General features: G+C 64.7%; 14 protein-coding genes. 4 read left to right on the forward strand and 10 right to left on the reverse strand.

Going from position 1 to position 16,349, the window contains the following annotated elements; translation table 11 throughout:
- Positions 1–2: 2 nt before the first annotated feature.
- Genes mlaD through ACYQ1H_RS08085 form a run of 3 tightly spaced genes read right to left on the reverse strand, consistent with a single transcriptional unit; the run spans position 3 to position 2,312 of the window.
- Positions 3–662: an outer membrane lipid asymmetry maintenance protein MlaD gene (gene mlaD / locus ACYQ1H_RS08075; RefSeq protein WP_460027537.1), complete on the reverse strand. Its 660-nt coding sequence runs from the start codon at positions 660–662 to the stop codon at positions 3–5.
- Between the two features lies 1 nt (position 663).
- Positions 664–1,455, reverse strand: a complete 792-nt coding sequence (gene mlaE, locus ACYQ1H_RS08080; RefSeq protein ID WP_460027538.1) for a lipid asymmetry maintenance ABC transporter permease subunit MlaE — start codon at positions 1,453–1,455, stop codon at positions 664–666.
- A gap of 32 nt (positions 1,456–1,487) precedes the next feature.
- Positions 1,488–2,312, reverse strand: coding sequence for an ABC transporter ATP-binding protein (locus tag ACYQ1H_RS08085; RefSeq protein WP_460027539.1), 825 nt, complete (start codon positions 2,310–2,312; stop codon positions 1,488–1,490).
- Positions 2,313–2,466: 154 nt separating this feature from the next.
- On the opposite strand from ACYQ1H_RS08085, the gene fbaA reads away from it, so the two are divergent.
- Together fbaA and mtgA are read left to right on the forward strand one after the other, a co-directional pair.
- On the forward strand, positions 2,467–3,546 hold the full coding sequence (gene fbaA / locus ACYQ1H_RS08090; protein WP_460027540.1) for a class II fructose-bisphosphate aldolase: 1,080 nt from the start codon (positions 2,467–2,469) through the stop codon (positions 3,544–3,546).
- Positions 3,547–3,651: 105 nt separating this feature from the next.
- Positions 3,652–4,428: a monofunctional biosynthetic peptidoglycan transglycosylase gene (gene mtgA / locus ACYQ1H_RS08095; RefSeq protein WP_460027541.1), complete on the forward strand. Its 777-nt coding sequence runs from the start codon at positions 3,652–3,654 to the stop codon at positions 4,426–4,428.
- Positions 4,429–4,460: 32 nt separating this feature from the next.
- Here the strand turns inward: mtgA and ACYQ1H_RS08100 are convergent, their stop codons facing one another.
- The 3 genes from ACYQ1H_RS08100 to ACYQ1H_RS08110 all read right to left on the reverse strand — a co-directional run bounded on the left by ACYQ1H_RS08100 (position 4,461) and on the right by ACYQ1H_RS08110 (position 6,785).
- A complete protein-coding gene (locus ACYQ1H_RS08100; protein ID WP_460027542.1) occupies positions 4,461–5,306 on the reverse strand; it encodes a DUF58 domain-containing protein in 846 nt (281 codons plus the stop codon).
- Positions 5,303–6,331 carry an AAA family ATPase gene (locus ACYQ1H_RS08105; protein WP_460027543.1) on the reverse strand — a complete coding sequence of 343 codons (1,029 nt, stop codon included), beginning with the start codon at positions 6,329–6,331 and terminating at the stop codon, positions 5,303–5,305. The genes ACYQ1H_RS08100 and ACYQ1H_RS08105 overlap by 4 nt, the downstream gene beginning before the upstream one ends.
- Before the next feature lie 121 nt (positions 6,332–6,452).
- Positions 6,453–6,785 carry a hypothetical protein gene (locus ACYQ1H_RS08110; RefSeq protein ID WP_460027544.1) on the reverse strand — a complete coding sequence of 111 codons (333 nt, stop codon included), beginning with the start codon at positions 6,783–6,785 and terminating at the stop codon, positions 6,453–6,455.
- A 223-nt stretch (positions 6,786–7,008) separates the two neighbouring features.
- Here ACYQ1H_RS08110 and ACYQ1H_RS08115 point away from each other — a divergent pair, with 223 nt between their 5' ends.
- Both ACYQ1H_RS08115 and ACYQ1H_RS08120 read left to right on the forward strand, forming a co-directional pair.
- Positions 7,009–7,413 (forward strand): hypothetical protein, encoded by a 405-nt coding sequence (locus ACYQ1H_RS08115; RefSeq protein WP_460027545.1) that lies wholly within the window; start codon positions 7,009–7,011, stop codon positions 7,411–7,413.
- A gap of 26 nt (positions 7,414–7,439) precedes the next feature.
- Entirely contained in the window at positions 7,440–8,708 is a 1,269-nt protein-coding gene (locus ACYQ1H_RS08120) for a YfiM family lipoprotein (RefSeq protein ID WP_460027546.1), read from the forward strand.
- A 56-nt stretch (positions 8,709–8,764) separates the two neighbouring features.
- On the opposite strand, the gene ACYQ1H_RS08125 is transcribed toward ACYQ1H_RS08120, so the two are convergent.
- The 4 genes from ACYQ1H_RS08125 to ACYQ1H_RS08140 all read right to left on the reverse strand — a co-directional run.
- Positions 8,765–9,802, reverse strand: a complete 1,038-nt coding sequence (locus tag ACYQ1H_RS08125; protein WP_460027547.1) for a cytochrome-c peroxidase — start codon at positions 9,800–9,802, stop codon at positions 8,765–8,767.
- A gap of 203 nt (positions 9,803–10,005) precedes the next feature.
- Positions 10,006–11,340, reverse strand: coding sequence for a YihY/virulence factor BrkB family protein (locus tag ACYQ1H_RS08130; RefSeq protein WP_460027548.1), 1,335 nt, complete (start codon positions 11,338–11,340; stop codon positions 10,006–10,008).
- A 102-nt stretch (positions 11,341–11,442) separates the two neighbouring features.
- A complete protein-coding gene (locus ACYQ1H_RS08135) occupies positions 11,443–13,995 on the reverse strand; it encodes an ATP-binding protein (RefSeq protein WP_460027549.1) in 2,553 nt (850 codons plus the stop codon).
- Positions 13,992–16,349 (reverse strand): CheR family methyltransferase (locus tag ACYQ1H_RS08140; protein ID WP_460027550.1); only part of this gene is annotated, 2,358 nt, incomplete at its 5' end. The genes ACYQ1H_RS08135 and ACYQ1H_RS08140, both read right to left, overlap by 4 nt.

Genomic DNA, 16,349 nt, shown 5'->3' on the forward strand with positions numbered 1-16,349 from the left:
GGTCAATGCGGTTTTTTCGACGCCGGCTTCGACTCCGCCGGTGCCCTGTCGCCGGCCCTCGCTGTCGCCCGGGCAGCAGGCGGCCCTGCCTGGGACCTGGCGGCCGGTCCGGCCAGCTTCGCGGCGGCAGCCGTGTCGGCCTTGGCCGCCAGGCTATCAGCCTTGGCATCGGTTGCGGATTGGGCCGCCTTGCCCGTACCCTCTTCCGCCTTGTTGAACAGAAACCGGCTGATGAGCTGTTCCAGCACCATGGCCGACTGCGTCAGCTCGATCTCGTCGCCATCCTTGAGATAGTCGTCCGAACCGCCCGGCGACAGGCCCACGTACTGTTCGCCCAGCAGGCCGGCGGTGAGGATGCTGGCGCTGGTATCCTCGGGCAGGTTGCTGAATGCGGGGTCGATGCGCATGTCGACGATAGCCTCGTAGCGCTTGGCGTCGAAGCCGATGCGCTCCACCCGGCCCACCGTCACCCCGGCCATGGAGACCGGCGCCCGCACCCGCAGGCCACCGATGTTGCCGAAATGGGCCCTGACGACATAGCTGCCCTTGGCCGAGCGGAATTCACCCAGATTGCTGACCTGCATGGCCACGAAGAACAGACTCAGGAGGCCCAGCGCGACGAACACGCCCACCCAAATTTCAACAGCCCTGGAGGCTTGCATGTCAATCCCCAAACATTAGCGCGGTGAGCACGAAATCCGACCCCAGCACGGCAAAGGCCGAATGCACCACCGAGCGGGTCGTGGCGCGGCTGACACCCTCGGCAGTCGGCAAGGCATCATAGCCCTCGAAAACGGCAATCCAGGCCACGATCACCCCGAACACCAGGCTCTTGATGAACCCATTGACGCTGTCATCATAAAAATCGATCTTGGCCTGCATCTGCGACCAGAAAGGCCCCTGATCCACACCCAGGAGGCCCACACCGACGAAATAGCCCCCCAGGACGCCGACCGCGGTGAACAGGCCGGCCAGCAGCGGCATCGACAGGACACCGGCGAAGAAGCGCGGCGCGATCAGGCGCCTGACCGGATCGACGGCCATCATTTCCATGCCGGACAGCTGCTCGGTGGCTTTCATGAGGCCGATCTCGGCGGTCAGGGCCGAACCCGCCCGGCCGGAGAAAAGCAAGGCCGTGACCACCGGCCCCAGTTCACGCACCAGGGAGGCGGCCACCATCACCCCCAGGGATTCCTCGGCGCCGAAGTCGGACAGCACATTGTAACCCTGCAAGGCGAGCACCATGCCGACGAACAGGCCCGAGACCGTGATCAGCAGCACGGTGAGGACGCCGACCGAGTACAGCTGGGCGACCAGGAGCCGCGGGCGCCGCAACAGCTCGCCCAGACCGGCCAGCATGTGGATGAGGAACACATGCCCGCGCCCAAGCTTGCGCAGGGATTTCAGGGTCTCGCACCCCAGCCGCTGGAAGATGCCCGTGAACCGGTTGATCATGATTGATGTATCGGAGCGCCCGCAATCGAGCGTCAGGCGGCCTGGCCGAGCAGGTCGCTGTGGTAGTCGGCGGCCGGATAGTGGAACGGTACCGGACCGTCCGGATCGCCATGCATGAACTGTCGTATCCAGGGTGAAGCGGAATCGGCCACGGCGGCCGGCGTTCCCTGTCCCACCACCTTGCCGCCAGAAATCAGATAGATGTAATCGGCGATGGCCGCGGTTTCCTCGACATCATGCGATACCACGATGCTGGTCAAGCCCAGTTCCGTGTTCAGGTCGTGGATCAGTTTCACCAGCACGCCCATCGAGATGGGATCCTGGCCGGTGAAGGGCTCGTCGTACATCAGCATCATGGGGTCCAGGGCGATGGCGCGCGCCAGCGCCACGCGGCGGGCCATGCCGCCGGAAAGCTGGGCCGGCATCAGGTCGCGGGCGCCACGCAGCCCCACAGCTTCCAGTTTCATCAGCACCAGGCTGCGGATCATGGATTCGGGCAGGCGCGTATGTTCGCGCAGGGGAAAGGCGACATTCTCGAAGACGCTGAGATCGGTCAGCAACGCCCCGCTCTGGAACAGCATGCCCATGCGCTTGCGCAATGCGTAGAGCGCCCTGAGTCCGAGCGCATGGACATCGTGGCCATCGACGCGGATGGTGCCGCGCTGCGGCCGCAGCTGTCCGCCGATCAGCTTGAGCAGGGTGGTCTTGCCGGTCCCGCTGGGTCCCATGATGGCCGTGATGCCCCCGCGCGGAATATCCAGGTTGACGTCGTCGAAGATGAGCCGCGAGCCCCACCCAAAGGTCAATCCGCGAATCGAGACCAGAATCTCGTCATCGGCAAACGGCTGCTGCATCATTCGCGAAAGGGGACCCGAGGTCAGCGCAAATGGCGCGTATTCTGGCCGCCGCCGGCCGCCGCGTCAACTTGACGGCCCGTTGAATGGGTGCTTCGGGAATATCGATTCTGGTATATTTACCGGCTTCCCAAACCTGCCATTACGGAAAACCGAGATGTCAAAAAAACTCCTAGACATTGTCAAGCCGGGCGTCGTCACCGGTGCGGACGTCCAGAAAGTCTTCGCTTTCGCCAAGGAACACCAGTTCGCCCTGCCGGCGGTCAACGTCATCAGCACTGACTCGATCAACGCCGTGCTGGAAGCCGCCGCCAAGGCCCAGTCCGCCGTGATCATCCAGTTTTCCAATGGTGGCGCCCAGTTCGTCGCCGGCAAGGGCGTCAAGCTCGAAGGCCAGCAGGCCCAGATCCTGGGTGCCGTCTCCGGCGCCAAGCATGTCCACCTGATGGCCGAGCATTATGGCGTTCCGGTCATCGTCCACACCGACCACGCGGCCAAGAAACTGCTGCCGTGGATCGATGGCCTGCTGGATCATGGCGAGAAGTTCTTCGCCGAGACCGGCAAGCCGCTGTTCAGCTCGCACATGCTCGACCTGTCCGAGGAGAGCCTGCAGGAGAACATCGAAATCTGTGCCAAGTATCTGGCCCGCATGGCGAAGATGGGCATGACCCTGGAAATCGAACTCGGCTGCACCGGCGGCGAGGAAGACGGCGTCGACAACAGCGGCATGGATCATTCCATGCTCTACACCCAGCCGGCGGACGTGGCCTATGCCTACGAACACCTGTCGAAGATCAGCCCCAACTTCACCATTGCCGCTTCCTTCGGCAACGTCCATGGCGTCTACAAGCCGGGCAATGTCAAGCTGACCCCGACCATCCTGCGCGATTCGCAGAAGCACGTTTCCGAGAAGTACAACCTGCCGGCCAACAGCCTCAACTTCGTCTTCCACGGCGGCTCCGGCTCGACCCAGGAGGAAATCCGCGAGTCGATCAGCTATGGCGTCATCAAGATGAACATCGACACCGACACGCAGTGGGCTTACTGGGACGGCATCCGGCAGTTCTACAAAAAGAACGAAGGCTACCTGCAAGGCCAGATCGGCAACCCCGAGGGTGACGACAAGCCGAACAAGAAGTACTACGACCCACGCGTCTGGATTCGTGCCGCCCAGACCAGCATGGTCGATCGCCTGCAGCAGGCCTATGCCGACCTGAATGCGCTGAACGTCCTGTAATCCGCGGATTCCCCAGGGCCGGGTTGCTTGCCGCGACCCGGCTTTTTTGCGCCCGGAACGCCGCTTCCCGGCGGCAAGCGCCCCCGTAAAATCCCGGCTGCCCGCATGTCGCGCACCCAGTCCCGCAAGAAACCGACACATCGTCCCAGGCCCCTGCCCGTCTCTCGCAGGGCGCCCCCCGGCGTCCGTGGAGGGTCATGGGGCAGACGGCTGCGCTGGCTGGCCGCCAGCCTGTTCCTGCTCAGCGCCATACCGGTCCTGGTCCTGCGCTGGCTACCACCGCCCACCAGCATGTTCATGCTGATCGAACGCGCCTCGGCCCTGCTCGACGGCGACCATCAGTACCGCATCCACTACCGATGGGTCGGCTGGGATGCCATCTCGCCGCAGGCCAAGCTGGCGGTGGTTGCCTCGGAGGACCAGACCTTCGCCCGGCATCTCGGCTTCGACTTCAAGGCCATGGAACAGGCACTGGAGAGAAACCGGGCCGGCAAGCCACTGCGCGGGGGCAGCACCATCACCCAGCAGACGGCCAAGAACCTGTTCCTCTATCCGGGCCGAAGCTACCTGCGAAAGATTCTGGAAGCCTACTTTACCCTGCTGGTCGAACTCAGCTGGCCGAAGCAGCGCATCCTGGAGGTCTATCTCAACATCGCCGAATTCGGCGACGGGATCTACGGTGTCGAGGCTGCCGCGCAGATGTTCTTCCACAAGGCTGCCGCCCGCCTCAATAGCGAGGAGGCCGCACGGCTGGCGGCCGTCCTGCCCAACCCGAAGCGCCTGCACGTCGACGATCCCTCCCGCTACGTGCAGAAACGCAAGGCATGGATCCAGGGGCAGATGCGCATCCTCGGCGGCCGCCACGTGCTGGATGAACTGTGACCCGGACTGCCGGCAAGCGGCAGGGCAAAGCGTCAGAATCCGGACAGGAAGTACCGCGTCATGGCATCGGCCTCGAAGCGATCGATCAGGAAGAACGGCGGGCGCCCCTGACGGCGGAAGCTGTCCGACAGCAGCTCCCGGCGCTCGCCGAAGCGCTGGCGAAAGCGCGCCTTGAGTGCCGGCCGCATGAACAACCGGCGCCGGCCGCCGGTTTCCGGATCCTCGACCAGGACCAGGCCCCATTCCGGCAGCTGGTCATACTCGGCGCTGTCCCAGACGACGACCGGTACGACATCGTGCCGGGCCAGGCTGGCCAGAAGCGCCTGCGCCTCCTGCAGCGGAAAATGGAAATCCGACACCAGGAATACCAGCGCACGCTGCCTGCCGAGGTGCTGCGCCGCCTGCCGCAGGGAGGCCGCCGAACGCCCCTGGCGCGCGACCAGGGCGAGGCGCTCGACCAGCTCCGGCACGCCGCCCTTATACAGGCGGGTGGGCAGAAAGAGCGCTTCATGCAGATGCTCGTCGCCGGCGATGAAACCGAACCGGTCGCCTTGCCGGAAGGCGGACCAGGCTGCCGAGGCGACGAATTGCGCAACCGTCGCCGCCTTGTCGCCCGTGCCACGGTAGCCCATGGATGCCGACAGGTCGGCGATGACGACCACCGGAATCTGGCTGCGCTGGCGAAAGCGGCGGACGGCGAGCTGGCCAAAGGGATCGCCAAGGCTGGCGCGCAAGTCCAGGTTGCGGGGATTCGGGCTGGCGACAAAGGGAACCAGCCCGGCGAACTCATCGCTACCGCCGTTCTGGCTGCTGGCGTGGGTACCGGGATGCGGACTCGCGGCCCGCCAGGAAACGCGGTAGTGGAACGCCTCGATCAAGGCGCCGCCACCTGCCGGAGCAGACCCTCCATCAGCGCGCCGACGATGGCCTCCCGTCGCAGTTCGTAGACCGGCGTCAGGAACACCCGGTGAGCGATGGTTTCCCGGAACACGCCCTGCACATCCTCGGGGATCATGTGGCCACGTCCCTCCAGCCAGGCATTCACGCGCGCTGCCCGCATCATCATGCTGACACCGCGCGGACTGGCGCCGGCGAGGATGAGCTGATTCATGTCCACGCCGTCGAGCCGCAGACCGAAATCCGCCGGCCTACGAGTGGCCGCCCAGAGGTCCAGCGCGTACTGCTGCAAGGCTTCGCTGGCGCGGATGTGGTTCTGGATCACTGGCGCGATGTCGGCGATTTCCCGATAGGGCATCACACCCGGCCGCACGGTTTCGATCAGCCGGTCGACATCGTGGAAGCGCGGGTTGAACATCAGCTCGCGCTGCAGGACGGGATCCCCGGGCGCGGCGATATGCAGCTCCATCAGAAAACGGTCGCGGGCCGCCGAAGGTATCTCGAAGGTTTCCTCCCGCTCGACCCGGTTGCGGTCGGCGAAGATCTGCAGATAGGGAAAATGGTACTCGCGGTTGAAGGCGGTGACGCTGCGCTCGGCCATGACCCGCAGCAGCAGCGAATGGACCTGCGGCCGCGCCCGGTTGACCTCGTTGAAGAAGAACACCGACAGCAGTTCGCCATGCTTGAGGATGGGCCCCGGATCGACCTGTGGCCGTCCCTGCTCGTTGATGTAGGTGTGATAGACCAGGTCGGCCGGCATCAGGTCGATGGTGCCCTCGATCCGCTCGTAGGCGCCACCCAGGCCACGCGCCACGGCCCGCAGCAGGGTGGTCTTGCCGACCCCGACGTCGCCCTCCAGCAGGATGTGCCCGCGGGCGAAGATGCCGATCAGAATCTGGCGGATGGCGCGATCGAGGCCGATGACGGCCTTGCCGATCTCCTGCTCGAAATCCAGGGCACGCTGGCGCCAGTCGGCAAGCCGTTGATCCTTGTCGTATGTGCTCATCGGGGAAGCCTCCTGATCGCCGGAAGGAGTCGCATCGCAGCCTGCGCCCGGGCCCTCAGCAAAAACCCCGCATCAAGCGGGGCTTTCTGTGTGGACGGGCTGTCCGACGGCGCGGTCGAACTCAGGCGCCGCCCTGGCCGGTTTCCGCGATCAGCGCATCGCAGCGCCTGATCTGCGCATGGCCGAAGGCCACCAGCTGCTTGCCGATATCGACGACCAGGGCGCACAGCGCCGGCATTTTCGAGACTTGCAGACCGAGATAGCCAACCGCACCGATACCCAGGGCCGCCGCGATCACGGTGGGCAGACCCATCGCGTGGAAAAGGCGCACGATCTGGAACAGGACATCCAGCGGCAACAGCAGCAATACGCCGACATACAGCAGCGCGGTAAAGCTGAAGAAGACGAAGGTAATGAATTTGAATACCTTCACCAGTGTCTGGTCGAGTTTCATGAGGGATGGATCCTGAAGGTGAGTGTTCGATAACGGGGATGTGCCGGCAGCGGCGCTGCACACAGCCACTCGCAAAGGCGCGCATTCTAGCACAAGCTGGACGCGGCTGAAGGCGGGCAACTGCCGGACGGAATGATGCTAAACCGCAACAACGTTGCAAAATGCGCAATAATTCTGCCGGCACGGTATCTTTTAGCTCCCCCCACCCGATGAGGTTTTCGCCATGCACCATCGCCGACCAAAATGGCTGTCCGTCTTTGCCCTCTGCATGTTCCTGCCCGCGGCCACCTGCTGGGCCTTGCCCACCGGGCACCATGGCGCCGTCCTGACCGATTGCACCGATCCCCGGTTTTTCGAGGAAACACCGGCCAGCGATGCCCACGTGAATCGGCTGGAACGCTTCTCCTTCACCGCCTCGGACAATACCGAGCCCTCGTCGATCAAGGTTCAGGTCAACCTGAAACCGGTCGAGATCACCATAACCCCCAAGCGCAGCGGGCGCTTCCAGGTCGACGCACGCTTGCCGGAACCGGTCGTCGCCGGACGCGCCTGGATCAGGGTCATGGGGATGAGTGTCGACGGCTGCCATCAGCTGCATACCTGGAACGTCTACGCGGACAGCCAATAACCCCCGGACCGATCGAACCGGCTGCCATGTCCGCCTGCCTGGGCTGTCGGGGACGAGGCGTGGTCAGGGGCGCGCTGCTCGTGGCCGCATCGCTGCTGCTCGGTGCGGGAACGCTGCTCGCGCTGGCGCTGCAGACACACCCCGGCTTGGCCGGCAGCGAACCGCTGGCCAATCCCGCCCAGGCACGCCAGGCGCTGGGGGCCAAGCTGGCGGGCAGCATCACCGATCATGAGGTGAAGCAGTTCACTCTCACGGCGCAAGACCTGGCCATGGCCGCCAGCCTGGCCATCGCCCGCAAACGGCTGCCGGCCCAGGCGCAGGTGTCCTTCCACGACCATCTGATCGATGGCCAGGTCAGCCTGGCCTGGCCGCCGGGATTTTCCTCGCTGTTTCTCAACATCCGGCTGCTCGTCGACACCGGCAGCGGCCAGTTCGAACTGCAACGCCTGCGGATCGGCGACCTGGTGCTGCCGAATGGCCTGGTCAGGCTGCTGCTCAGGCTGCCGCCACTGACGCGGTATGCGCAGCTCGCCGAAGACATGGTCGCCTCGGTCGGGATCGAGGATGACCGACTCAGGCTGGTCGTGCACTGGAACCGGGAAGTGCTGGGGGAACTCCGCGGCCTGCTGATGGATGTGGCCGACAAGCGCCGCCTGCTGGTCTATCAGGAAAGGCTCACCGATATCCTGGAACGTCGGGGGGAACACCTGTACGTGCGGCTGACCTCCTTGCTGCCGCCCCTATTCCAGCTGGCGCAGCAGCGAAGCCAGGAGGGGGCCGACCCGGTCGAGGAAAACCGCGCGGCCCTGGTGGTCCTGAGCGCCTATGCCAACGGCAAGGATCTGTCGTCGATGCTGGGTACGGGTCGACAGCCACCGCCACGCCGGGTGCTGCTGAACAAGCGCGTCGATACCGCCAAGCACTTTCTCGGTGCGGCCAGCATGGCGATGTCCGGCCAGGGCACACTGGTGGAAATGATCGGCCTGGCCAAGGAGCTGCACGATACCCACGACGGCAGCGGTTTCAGCTTCATCGACCTGGCCGCCGACGAGGCCGGCGCACTGCTCGGCAAGACCGCCGTACGCTCGCCGGAGAAGGCCCGGCGCCTCCAGGCGCTGCTGAACCAGCCGATCGCCGAGTCGCAGTTCCTTCCCGAACTGAAGGACCTGCCGGAAAGCATGCACAGCGAGGAGTTCGGCAGGCGCTTCAAGGGTATCGGCAGCCCGGAGTACGAGGCCATGCGCAGCGAGATCGCGGCCCGCATTCGCGCCCTGCCCCTCTACCGCGAATACTGACCGGACAACACAAAGCCAGCCCGAAGGCTGGCTTTGTGCCGGCGCGATGATTCGCCTTATTCGGTCGGGAACGCCTTGTTGGCGTAGGCCGGCAGGCGCGGCATCTCGATCTTCGGGAATTCGCCGGTCAGGCCATTCAGGAAGGCGACGATGTCGGCCGTCTGGGCGTCGGTGAGTTCCTTGTTGAGCTGCGTCTTGGCCATGACCTTGACGGCTTCCTCCAGCGTCCGCACCTTGCCGTTGTGGAAGTAGGGCGCGGTCAGGGCGACATTGCGCAGCGTCGGCACCCGGAAGAAATGCTTGTCGGAGGCATCGTGCGTCGCCTCGAAGCGGCCGAGATCCTGGCTGAAGCCGTACTTGGCCTCCAGTACGCCATTCTCGTAAGCGGGGAATTTCTGGTAGAAGCCGGTGCCCTCGGGCAGAGCCGGACCGTTGAAGGCCGGACCGGAATGGCAACCGACACAGCCGACCTCGGCGAAGGCATTCATGCCACGCACCTGCTGCTCGGACAGTGCCCCCTTGTCGCCTTGGGCGTACTTGTCGTAGGGGCTGTTGGGTGTGATCAGGGTCCGCTCGTAGGCGGCGATGGCCTTGACCGCGTTGTCCGCCGTCACGCTGTTCTCGCCGCCGAATGCCGCGGCGAAGGCGCGAGTGTAGTCCGGCATCGCCTTGAGACGGGCGACGACATCATCCCAGCTCTTCATGCCCATCTCGGCGGGATTGGTCACCGGACCGCGAGCCTGCTCCTCAAGGCTGGGGGCGCGGCCATCCCAGAACTGCACGGAGCTGAACGCCGCGTTGTAGACGGTTGGCGCGCTGCGGCCGCCGACCTGGTCCTTGACGCCGATGGAGCCATGGCGGTTGTCATCGCCGGCGCCCATGACGTTGTGGCAGGAGTTGCAGGAGAGGACGCCATTCGCGGACAGGCGTGGATCGTGATAAAGCATCTTGCCCAGTTCGACCTTGGCCGGCGTCGTCGGGTTGCCGGCAGGCTCGGGCGCCTTGCCGGGCAGCGCCTGCCATTCGATGGCCGAGGCGGAGAGGGAAACCAGGGCCAGGGTCATGGCGCCCAGCGTTCTCTTGATCATGAACATGCGATTAACCTCCTTGAGTGAGCAATACGGATCGTTCGATCTTGTTCTGTTCCCGCCCGGTCGGGGCGTCGGGTCCCTCTTATAGAGAAACCCTCCTGTCTTTGCAACCGCGTGCGAGTGAAGGCGCAACCCCGGCACCCGCGAGATTTCCGAAAAAAAGACCCGCCTTGCGGCGGGTCATAAAGGAGAGGAAGAACCGCCGGCTAGGACAGGGTCCGGCCCGGGTAGTTCATCGGCGCCCAGCCCGACAGGGCCAGGGCGCGCAGGCTCTGCGACGCCGGCGCCGAGACGGCCACCTCTCCCTCCAGAAGATTCAACAGCGCGTCCACCTCGGGCAACAGGCCGGCGCCGGGAAGATCTTGAAGGAACGGCACCTGCGGGCACGGGTCGGTGCGCATATGCCCGAGGATTTCGCGCACCGTCACCCCGTCGATATCCCGCGCCGGCAGATAGGCCTCGTCGGCGGTCTCCTCGATCAGGGCGGACGCGCGCAGCCGGTCCAGGGCCTCCTTGACCGTCACCCAGGGCAGCCCCAGCCGATCGGCCAGCACATCGCAGGAAACCGGCGGCTCCTGCGCGACATAGCGGCGGGCGATCAGGACCATCAGCGACAGCCCCAGCCCCTCGCGGGTGCGGCTGCCGAGATCCTCGAAACGCCGATGGCCCTGCAGGAAACAGGGATGCTGGAAATACAGGGCAGCCTGGCCGCCGATCAGCAGGATCAGCCAGGACAGATCCAGCCAGATCATAAACAGGATGACGATGACCAGGCTGGAATAGATGGCGTGGTAGCTGGCCGAGGTGGTCACGAAATGCGCGAACAGGAAGCCGACCAGCTTCCAGGCCAGCCCCCCCACCGTTCCGCCCAGGAGCGCCGCGCGCCAGGGCACGCGGGTGTTGGGAATGTACAGGTAGACGAACGTGAACGCCGCGATGACCAGCAGGATGGACAGCAGCTTGCCGCCCAGGAAAAACAGCGTGCCGAAAGGCTCGTGGGCAATCAGCCGGCGCACCGCGGCGGCGGCCGGCATCGATGCCGTGAGGCCGATGGCGGAGAACATCAGCAGCGGCCCGAGGACGATCACGCTGATGTAGTCGCCCGTCCGCCGCGCCAGTGTGCGCGGCTGGGTCACCCGCCAGATATGGTTGAAGGCCGTCTCGATCTTGCCGAGCATGGCAACCGAGACATGGATCAGCACCGCCAGCCCCATGAATCCCAGGAGACCCACGTTGATCCGCGTCACGAAGTCGAGGATTTTGTCGGTCAGCAGGGCCGCCTTGTCGCCCAGCGGCGCCAGCAGCTCCAGCAGGAATGGCTCCAGGTGCCGGTTGACGCCGAAGGTCTTCAGCAGCGAAAAGATGAAGGCCAGGCCGGGCACGATGGTCAGCAAGGTGGTATAGGCCAGGCTGGTGGCCCGATAATCCAGGCCCTCTTCGCGGATGCTGCGGTACAGGGCCACCAGCCAGATTTTCAGCAGTTGCAGCCATTGCTGGCCGGCAAGGACCAGCCGATCGGGACGGGAAAGCAAGGCGGGCATGAGTGAACCAGGGCAGCGAGCAATGCCGGAGCATGCCACAAACGCCCTGCCCTTGCCGCCCCGCCGGCGTGACCCCGCGTCGCCGGCTCCCCCGGCGAGCCCTTATCCGGCCGTCGCGTCCCGCACCGTTCGGATCGGCAAGGCGCCGAGCAGGGCAACCATTTCCTCAAGATTGACGGGCTTGGCGATGAAGTCGGTGAAACCGGCCGCCAGTGCCTTTTCCCGCTCTTCGGCCAGCACACCGGCCGTCAGCGCGATGACCGGCAGCATGGCGATATCGGGATCCTCGCGGATCGCCCGGGTTGCCGTGAGTCCGTCCATGACGGGCATCTGGATGTCCATGAGCACCACGTCGAAGCCGTGCGGATTGGCGCGCAGCGTCTGCAGTGCCTGCTGTCCGTCGGCGGCCAGGATCACGATGGCGCCTTCCAGTTTCAGTGCCCGCTCGAGCATGAACAGGTTGATCCGGTTGTCGTCCACCGCCAGCACGCGCAGGCCAGGCTGGCGATTTCCCGGCGGCGGCGGCGACCGGGCCGGCGCGGGATCGGCCGGGATGCCGCTCATGGGCGCCGCCTCCAGGGGCAGTTCGAACCAGAACCGGCTGCCCTGGCCAGGCACGCTCTCGACGGCGATTTCGCCCCCCATCAGCTCGACCAGTCGCTTGCTGATCGAGAGTCCGAGACCGGTGCCGCCAAATCGCCGCGTGGTGCTGGTGTCCCCCTGGATGAAGGGCTCGAACAGCCTGGCCTGCTGCTCGGAGGGTATGCCAATCCCGGTATCGCGCACCTCGAAGCGAAGCCAGCGCTCAGGCGCTTGCCTCATGACAGGCCGCACGACGATCTCGACCGCGCCCCGCTCCGTGAACTTGATGGCGTTGCTGCCGAGATTGACCAGCACCTGCTTGATGCGCAGCGGGTCGCCGACCAGCCTGGGAGGTAGGCCGGGCTGGCTGCGGATCGACAGGGCGATGCCCTTTTCCCGGGCGCTCAGGCTGAGGACCGTATCGAGGTGGTCCAGCAGTTCGGCGAGCTCGAAAACGCACTTTTCGATGGTGAGCTGGCCGGCCTCGATCTTCGAGAAATCCAGGATATCGTTGATGATGTGCAGAAGGCTCTTGCCGGCCTCGCCGAGCCTTTTCACGATCTCGTGCTGGTCCGTTGTCAGGGCATCGCGGGTGAGCAGCTGGGCCAGCCCCAGAATGGCGTTGAGCGGCGTGCGAATCTCGTGGCTCATGTTCGCCAGGAACTCGCTTTTCGCCCGGCTGGCCAATTCCAGCTGGGTGGTTCGCTGCGCGACCTTTCTCTCCAGACCGGCATTCAGGTCGCGGATGGCGGCTTCCTGGGCCTTCCGCTGGGTAATGTCGCGCAGCACGCAGGTATTGCCTCTGATGGTGATCTCCAATGGAAACGTGCCGCCATCCTTGCGAACGCCAAGACATTCCGGGCTCATCCAGGGCTTCGCCGCGCCCACGTCGGCCTGCCATTGGCCGCTGCCCGGCGGAGCCTTGAGAATCATCAGCCGGGTCAATGGCAATCCGCGCATTTCCTCGGCCGCGTAACAGAAGAGGCTGGCGGCCGCCGGATTGCACAGCTCGATGTGCCCCTCCCGGTCGATCAGAAGAATCCCGTCAGGCGCCGTCTCCAGCAACGTCCTGAGTTGCTGTTCATTCTTACGGATCGTTTCCTGGGCCAGCTTGCGCTCGGTGCTATCGGCAATGTAGCCATGCCAGAGGACGCCACCCTGTGGCAGCGGCTCCGGGACCGAATTGCCCTCCAGCCAACGGACGCTGTCGTCATCGAAACGAACGCGATACTCAAACTGCCAGGGCGCCAGCGTTTGTGCCGAGGTCTCGATCGACGCCCGCATGCGTCCGGCATCGTCGGGGTGGATAAGTCGGTCGATCGGCTCCGCGGTCTCCCGCACGTCCTCGGGGGGCAGACGGTAGATCGTCCGGATACCTTCGCTGGCATAGGGAAAACAGGCGCTGCCATCCGAGCGTCGTTCGTACTGATAGACAAAGCCAGGAACCCGGGCGGCAATCTTTTTCAGCCGGGCATCGCTCTCCTTGAGCTGCGCATGCTTGTGCGCCAGGGCCTCCTCGCTGCGCCTGTCCACCAGGATCACCAGGCAGCCTGCCTCCTGGCCTTCGGACGCCCCGAGATGCAGGATGTGGCCATCCACCGGCATGCTGGTCCCCTTGGCGAGCTTCAGGCGCAGATTCACCAGGACGGGGGGCGAGCCGAGCCATGCGCCTTTCAGGCGTTCGTACAGCGCGGTCCGGCTTTCGGGCTCGAACAGCTGGTAGATCGACAGGCGATTGAGGCTCGAGGAACGGCCCAGATGCAAGCACTCGGACGCCTGCTGGTTGGCTTCCACGATAAAGCCGAGCGGGTCCACGAGGAATCCCGGTAAGGGCAGGTTTTCATACAGCGCCCGATACTTCGCCAGGGCCTGGGAAATCTCGTGCTGCGCGGCATTCAGTTCCTGATTCTGGATTTCCAGTTCCGCCTGGTAGACACGCAGTTCCTCGACCAGGCGGCCGAGATCCTGGGTCTCCTCGTCAAGGTTCAGGGCGCTGGCCTGATCCCGGTACAGGCCGATGGCACGCTGGGCGCGCTGGCGCAGTTCGTCCAGATTGATGGGCGGATTGCTCATGCGGCAGCACTCCTGTGCCAGGCGGTGACATTGATGTGGCTGATGACGGCACCGAATTCCTGGCCCGTCACGGGCGCCACATTCATGACGAACCAGCGTTGCTCGGTCGGCGAGTGGCAGGGATATTCCATGGAGAATTGCGGCAGCACACCCCCCAGCACATCCCGGATGCCCTTGACCGCTCGTTGGGCATAACCGCCACCGTCCAGGCCACCGGTCTCGCAGACCTCCAGATAGTTGCTGCCGGGCCCCGAGCGCGACAACTCGCTGTCGCCATTGGCCTGGGCAAACCGTCGCCAGGCGGCATTGACCAGCACGATGCGGCCGGCGGGGTCGATGACGGCGATATGCTCCGGCAAGGCATCGATGACCAGCTGCAAGCGCTGGGCATCATGAAACGCGCTGACGTCGACGAAGGTTACCACCACGCCGCGATCGGTGGTCGACGGCACCTGGTAGGGCAGCATGCGCATCAGGTAGATTTTGCCGCCATCGGCGGACTTGATTTCCCGTTCCACCATGCGCCCCATCCGCAGGGTCGCACGGAAGTCATCCATGAGATCCGGATAGCGCAAAAGGTGGGCGATATCGTCCAGAGGCCGGCCGATATCGCTTTCGCGCAGCCTGAAGAGCTGCGTCGCATCCGGGCTGAAACGGGTGATGGCAAGCTGGCTGTCGACGAAAACCGTCGCCACGGCAGACGCCTTGGCCATGCTTTCCAGGTCGGCATTGAGCCGGTTGAGGAGCAGCATCTTTTCCTGGAACTCCGCGTTGACCGTGCTCATCTCTTCGTTGACCGACTGCAACTCCTCGTTCGAGCTCTGCAGTTCCTCGTTGGTCGCCTGAAGTTCCTCGTTCGAGGTTTCCAGCTCCTCGATGGTGGCCTGCAGGCTTTCGCGGGTCGCGGCAAGCTCTCGCTCCAGAATGTTGACCCGCGCCACGGTTTCGGCGTCGACATTGATCGGCTCGGCCTGGCTGGCCGGCCTGCCGGTCCGGTCCTCGAAACACAGCAGCGCCAGCCGCTCTTCGGCCTCGGCCGGCACCGGATGGACCGACAGGCGGATCTGGCGGGGCTGGCCATCGACACGCTTGAGCGCGACGACGTCCGAAAGCATCGAACAGCGGTCGCGGAATGCCTTGAACAGCAACGCGGAGGCTATCGGGATCAGCGGGTCCGGCAGCATCCGGTCGATCTCGAGGCTGGCGATACCCTCGCGGTTATGCAGATACTGGCTGACCTCGCCATAGAGATGCACGGCCTCATGCCTGGCATTCACCAGGAGGGCCGGCGGCGTGAAAACGTTCAGCAGCACGGCGATACCGGCATCGCCCTGCCCCACCGCGCTGGGCATCTGCCGTGGCGAGTTGCCGGAACGATGCGTTCGCCCCTTGCCGGCGACGGGATACGTGGCGCTGCCGCCACGCTCCACGTAAGGCAGCGCCATGGCGCCCTTGCGACGAAACAGCTTCTGCTTGGCGCTGATGGTCTCAAGGCCTTGGGTCATGGCCGACAGCGTTTCGCAGGTGCCCAGCATCAGGGCGCCCCCCTGGTTGACCGCGTATTGCAGCGAACGCAAGGCCCGTTCCTGGGCGGAAGCATTGAAATAGATCAGCGTGTTGCGGCAAACCACCAGATCCATTCTGGTGAAGGGCGGATCGGCCAGAAGGTTATGCCGGGCAAACACGATGCACTGCCGCAGATCGTTCTTGACCAGGAAGCTATCCTCCCGGCGCACGAAAAAGCGCTCCAGCCGCTCCGGGGACAGCTCTGCCGCGGCGAATTCCGGGTACTGGCCGACACCGGCTGTCTCGATGCACTGCTGATCGACATCGGTCGCGAAAATCTTCAGATTGGGCCAGTGCCGCTCGCGCTCGAAGGCCTCGATGAACAGCATGGCCAGGGAATAGGCCTCTTCCCCGGTGGCAACCCCGGCGGCCCATACCCGGATCGTTTCACCCACCGGCTTCTCCGCGACCATGGGCCCGATAACCCTGTCGGCCAACGCCTGAAAGGCCTCGGGGTCGCGGAAGAAGCCGGTCACCGAAATCAGCATCTCGCGCCTCAGGTTGAGAATTTCCGCACGGTCCCGCTCCAGCAGGTCCAGGTACTGGACCCATTCAGATGTGTGCCTTACCTGCATGCGCCGCTCGATGCGGCGCATCACCGTGGCCGGCTTGTATTCCGCGAAGTCGATACCGCAGAACTGCTGCAGCAGTTGCAGGATGGCGGCAAGGGCCTGATCCTGGGTCATCAGGCCATATGGCAACACCTTGGTCACGTCCTGAACCTCCTGATAGGGCAGGTTGTGGACGTGGGCGAGGATGCGGGCCGGCAACTCCTCGACCGGCGTGCC

The organism is Methyloparacoccus murrellii (assembly GCF_054657115.1).

Bases quoted from the DNA above. Each gene is read 5' to 3' on its own strand.
- mlaD (WP_460027537.1), bottom strand. From the start codon at position 662: ATGCAAGCCTCCAGGGCTGTTGAAATTTGGGTGGGCGTGTTCGTCGCG.
- mlaE (WP_460027538.1), bottom strand. From the start codon at position 1,455: ATGATCAACCGGTTCACGGGCATCTTCCAGCGGCTGGGGTGCGAGACC.
- ACYQ1H_RS08085 (WP_460027539.1), bottom strand. From the start codon at position 2,312: ATGATGCAGCAGCCGTTTGCCGATGACGAGATTCTGGTCTCGATTCGC.
- fbaA (WP_460027540.1), top strand. From the start codon at position 2,467: ATGTCAAAAAAACTCCTAGACATTGTCAAGCCGGGCGTCGTCACCGGT.
- mtgA (WP_460027541.1), top strand. From the start codon at position 3,652: ATGTCGCGCACCCAGTCCCGCAAGAAACCGACACATCGTCCCAGGCCC.
- ACYQ1H_RS08105 (WP_460027543.1), bottom strand. From the start codon at position 6,331: ATGAGCACATACGACAAGGATCAACGGCTTGCCGACTGGCGCCAGCGT.
- ACYQ1H_RS08110 (WP_460027544.1), bottom strand. From the start codon at position 6,785: ATGAAACTCGACCAGACACTGGTGAAGGTATTCAAATTCATTACCTTC.
- ACYQ1H_RS08115 (WP_460027545.1), top strand. From the start codon at position 7,009: ATGCACCATCGCCGACCAAAATGGCTGTCCGTCTTTGCCCTCTGCATG.
- ACYQ1H_RS08120 (WP_460027546.1), top strand. From the start codon at position 7,440: ATGTCCGCCTGCCTGGGCTGTCGGGGACGAGGCGTGGTCAGGGGCGCG.
- ACYQ1H_RS08125 (WP_460027547.1), bottom strand. From the start codon at position 9,802: ATGTTCATGATCAAGAGAACGCTGGGCGCCATGACCCTGGCCCTGGTT.
- ACYQ1H_RS08130 (WP_460027548.1), bottom strand. From the start codon at position 11,340: ATGCCCGCCTTGCTTTCCCGTCCCGATCGGCTGGTCCTTGCCGGCCAG.
- ACYQ1H_RS08135 (WP_460027549.1), bottom strand. From the start codon at position 13,995: ATGAGCAATCCGCCCATCAATCTGGACGAACTGCGCCAGCGCGCCCAG.